The organism is Tissierella sp. P1 (genome assembly GCF_002266425.1).
GTDB classification, from domain to species: Bacteria; Bacillota; Clostridia; order Tissierellales; family Tissierellaceae; genus Tissierella; species Tissierella carlieri.
Map to the genome: position 1 here is coordinate 1 of NZ_NPMN01000067.1, position 3,903 is coordinate 3,903.

The 3,903-nt window shown below is 27.1% G+C and carries 4 protein-coding genes and 1 pseudogene; 1 reads left to right on the forward strand and 4 read right to left on the reverse strand.

Annotated elements, in window-relative coordinates:
- The 3 genes and pseudogenes from CIW83_RS21615 to CIW83_RS21630 form a co-directional block, all read right to left on the reverse strand.
- Positions 1-626, reverse strand: a 626-nt coding sequence (locus tag CIW83_RS21615) for a protein rep (protein ID WP_143598618.1), incomplete at its 3' end; no start/stop codon positions are given.
- Between the two features lie 280 nt (positions 627-906).
- Positions 907-1,955: pseudogene (gene mobV, locus CIW83_RS21620) on the reverse strand (MobV family relaxase).
- Between the two features lie 497 nt (positions 1,956-2,452).
- Positions 2,453-3,088, reverse strand: a complete 636-nt coding sequence (locus CIW83_RS21630; protein ID WP_094904497.1) for a hypothetical protein — start codon at positions 3,086-3,088, stop codon at positions 2,453-2,455.
- Positions 3,089-3,234: 146 nt separating this feature from the next.
- Between CIW83_RS21630 and CIW83_RS24625 the strand changes: the two genes are divergently transcribed.
- The gene (locus tag CIW83_RS24625) at positions 3,235-3,366 is read left to right on the forward strand and encodes a hypothetical protein (protein ID WP_255374568.1); all 132 of its coding nucleotides are present in this window, start codon (positions 3,235-3,237) and stop codon (positions 3,364-3,366) included.
- A gap of 164 nt (positions 3,367-3,530) precedes the next feature.
- Here the strand turns inward: CIW83_RS24625 and CIW83_RS21635 are convergent.
- Positions 3,531-3,903, reverse strand: a 373-nt coding sequence (locus CIW83_RS21635) for a protein rep (protein WP_158220211.1), incomplete at its 5' end; no start/stop codon positions are given.

Sequence of the window (3,903 nt, forward strand, 5' to 3'; positions counted from 1 at the left end):
GATTTCCAAAGGCTTGTCCATTTTTCTTGCGAAATATAAATTTCTGATTTATTAAAATAACTCTTATTTACCATTAAAATTATATGAAAATGCGGATGATAAGTATCATAGCTTTTCGATAATTCATCAATATTATGAGTTACTTCTAATGCTCTAAACCAACCTTTAACTGATTGTTTAACTACTTTTCTTTTCGTCAATAAATTAAAAGCATAAAATAGCTTATCTATAGTTTTTAATAATTCTTTACCTCTTACATTTTCACAAGTTAAGGTCAAGAACAAAAATCTATACTCTTTATCTTCAAGAGCTTTATCCATAACTTTTGATACTTGACCGTAGATTTTTAGGCTTCTTCTCCAGTTACACATTGGACATAACCTCACTTGACATGACATCATACTATTTAATTTCTTTTCTCCTGTTTCATTATCAACTTTAAAAGACAATTGACAACTACAACATTTAACTCTAAAAGCCTTATTATCCAACCCAATTTCTTTATAAATTCCAGCTAATTCCAATGTTTTCAATTTCTTTTCTCTCCAAGGTCTTTCTTTTCCATCAGATTTTACATCTTTTAGTACTTTATTTTTTTTACTATCTATGCTATGATTATTGTACAATTTAAAAAACTCCTTTCTGTAACCACAGAAGGGAAAAAACTAAAAATGAATATAAAATATCCCCTTGTGGTTTTTAATTTTGTTGTGGTGACTAAATTATAACACAGGGGTATTTTTCTGTCTATCAGTACCCTAAAAAACGACCTTTTTTTTCTCCACAACAATTGATTTTGCTTGGTTTGAAAGGTGTCAACCTAGATTCCTAGTGTTCACATAGTATCAAGATAAGAAGAAACTCGTTTTTGGGCACAAAAAAAACACCAAAAAAGAGGTGCTTTTTTTATAATTCTAACTCAAAAGATTTATCTTCAATTTCAAGACTTTTTTCAAAGTCTTTTTCTAAATTATTATCTTTAATAAAATCTTCTAATTCTTTTATGCGATTTTCTTTTTTAGATAATTTATAAAGCAACATAGATTTTTCTCTAGCAAAACTTGAAATATCAGAAAGACTTTCTTTCTTTTCAAGTTCTCTTTTTATATTCTCATATTCTTTTTTATATTTATAAGTCAATTCTTTATATGGTAATATAACTTTTTCTTTATCTATTACAGCCCACTTTGCTATATTTATAAGATTAGCATAATCTTCAAGACTAATAGTTACTTTATTTTTGTTTAAAAGGGTTTTATGCGCCTCTATTTGATTTATTTTATCCAAATCAACCTTATGCATGTCCAATATCTTTAAATCCTCTCTAAGAGCCTTTAAATCCTTTTGAAGTATATTTTTTTCTTTAGCCTTATTTTCTATATCTTGTTTTAAAGTCTGCTTTTTAAATTCTTGTGTACTAAGTCCTTTTTTATCAGAAGATACTCCTCTTTCTAAATCAAAGCCTTTTTCATTTATAAATTTATGATAATCTGTCTGTAAATCTCTTAATTCTTGTCTATTAAAGATCTCTTTAGCTGATAATCTACCATCGTCAGTTATTGGAACTAAACCAAAATGCATATGTGGAGTAGTTTCATCTAAATGAACAGTTGAATAAACTATATTCTCTTTTTTATATCTATTACATAAAAAATTATAACTATCTTCAAAAAATTTTTTATTTCTCTATCAGTCAGTCTATCAAAAAACTTTGGATCTGAAGTTACTACAATATCGCATAGTCTAACAGCATCTTTTCTAATCTTTTTATCACCTATAACATTTTCTTTTATAATTTCATCAACCTTTTTATTAAAATCAATCTCACTTTGGTTGTTCAAATCATAATTCAATTTAGATTTTTCATAATCAATATCAGGATTGGTTTTACTTTCTCTTTCTCTTTGATGATGAAATTGCATTCCCTTAATTCCAACTGCCTTTACTTTTTGCATTCTAAGAATAGCATAACTCAAAAGAATCACCCTCCTTTTTATTTTTCAATATCCCTTCCAGGTCATTGAAAAATAAAAAATACTTTACAAACTTAATCTAATTTCTAAGAATTACCTTAGTTGTAAAGTATATCACACTATACTTCATAAATGAAGTGTGTGTCCTGCGGAGCCAAAAACATTAAATAAAAAGTGCAAAACTGACCTCAAAGTTTCCGTTCGTTTTTATTAAATCAAGGTAGTATTTTTTAGGAAAATCACCTAAAAAATCTCCACCTTGATTTAATAAATTTCACATGCTTTTTTCTAGTTAGGCGAAGGCGACAAAGATATAGATTAAAAAGTACCTTTTTCCTTCGCCATAAAAATTATAGCATGTGAAACTACTCTCTAGTTTTATTGGTAATAAAAAAGAGCCTATAGCTCAGGCTCTAAAGATATACCCTATAAAAAAATAATAAATTGGGGCCTAAAAAAGGCCCCAATTTATTATTTTTTTATCTAAAATCAGCGTACGTATTATAATATCCTCTATGCAGGTCAAATTGAAATCCAGCATCTAGAATTTCAGTATTATATTTTATAAGACCCTCAATTAGAAAATAATAATCAACGTCAGTTGTACCATCAACAGTTAATATTCCTCTGGATGCACTAGCACTGCTTCTTGAATTGCTTAAACTTACATCAGGAGAAAATCCTTTCATATTCCAACCATGATTTATTACTCTCTCAATCCCGGTAAATGAACCCTGTGAATAAAATTCATAAGTAGCTGACAAGTGAATTCTAGTGCCTAAAGGCAAATATCTAAAATCAATTTCTAAACCAGCTACGTCTCTATATAGATTATTTAATCCTAAAAGATCATCTGCAAACCCAGTATCTACCTGAATATTCTTTTTCTCATCTTCCCTTTTTTTCATAATATCATTTAATTCTTCAACTGAATTTACTTCTAGTGGAACAACACCCTCAGGCAAATCTTCAATGTCAATATCTTTTAACCCATACTCATCGCATAATAATAATAACTCTTCCTTGTTATTATCATCTGCATAAGACCTCAAACTAAACCCACAAACAATTAACAACATTGATAAAAAAATACTTAATACTTTAAACTTTTTCATATTAATACCCCCTGTAGTTAATATTTAATAGAGGGTAACAGAATTTTCAAATTTTGTCAAATATTTATAATATTTCGTTGTTATAATTTTAAAATCTTCTCAAAAGTATAATAATAAAGTATTATAAATATAAAGGAGTGATAACCATGATTAAAACAATTATAGCAAAACCTAATCTTCTACCAATGATTATCAATTTTATTGGTGGATTAATAATTTTTATATTTATACTCTATTTCTCAATTAAATTATTTAAAAAACTACAAAGTACTAAATAAATCTATATTTAACTAAACAATAGAAAACTATAAAAAACTTTAGGGAGAGTAATATTAGAATCAATCATATTGCTCTCCCTAAAGTTCAGCATTTGTTTGTATTTTCTTCTTTCTTTAAACAAAAAATATCATTATAAATATCTTCTACAATATAATATATTTATTCAATCTCTTTTTATATATTGATTATATCCTACACTCCAATCATAAACCTCAATATAGTATTTAATATCCTCTCTTAATGCTTCATCTTCATTATCAGTATTTATTAAATCTCCATCTACTGCATCATCAAGATTTAATTCTCTATGTATATTTCTAAGTTCTCCTCCAAAAGCAACAAGTCGTCTATTTGCTAATGCATTATCTAAAATAAAAACAGTTTCTTTAGACAGCTGCTTATTATATGGAATTAAATAATCTTCATCTTTTACTGTATATTTTGCTGCTTCAGCTACTGATTTAGAAATTTGTTTCTTAGTTCCAGCCTTAAATGCAGTTATATGTACTATTGGAGTATAATCAACTTTCAAACAT

Excerpts from the sequence above, each read along its gene's own strand:
- CIW83_RS21630 (WP_094904497.1), bottom strand. The coding sequence starts at position 3,088 with ATGAAAAAGTTTAAAGTATTAAGTATTTTTTTATCAATGTTGTTAATT.
- CIW83_RS24625 (WP_255374568.1), top strand. The coding sequence starts at position 3,235 with ATGATTAAAACAATTATAGCAAAACCTAATCTTCTACCAATGATTATC.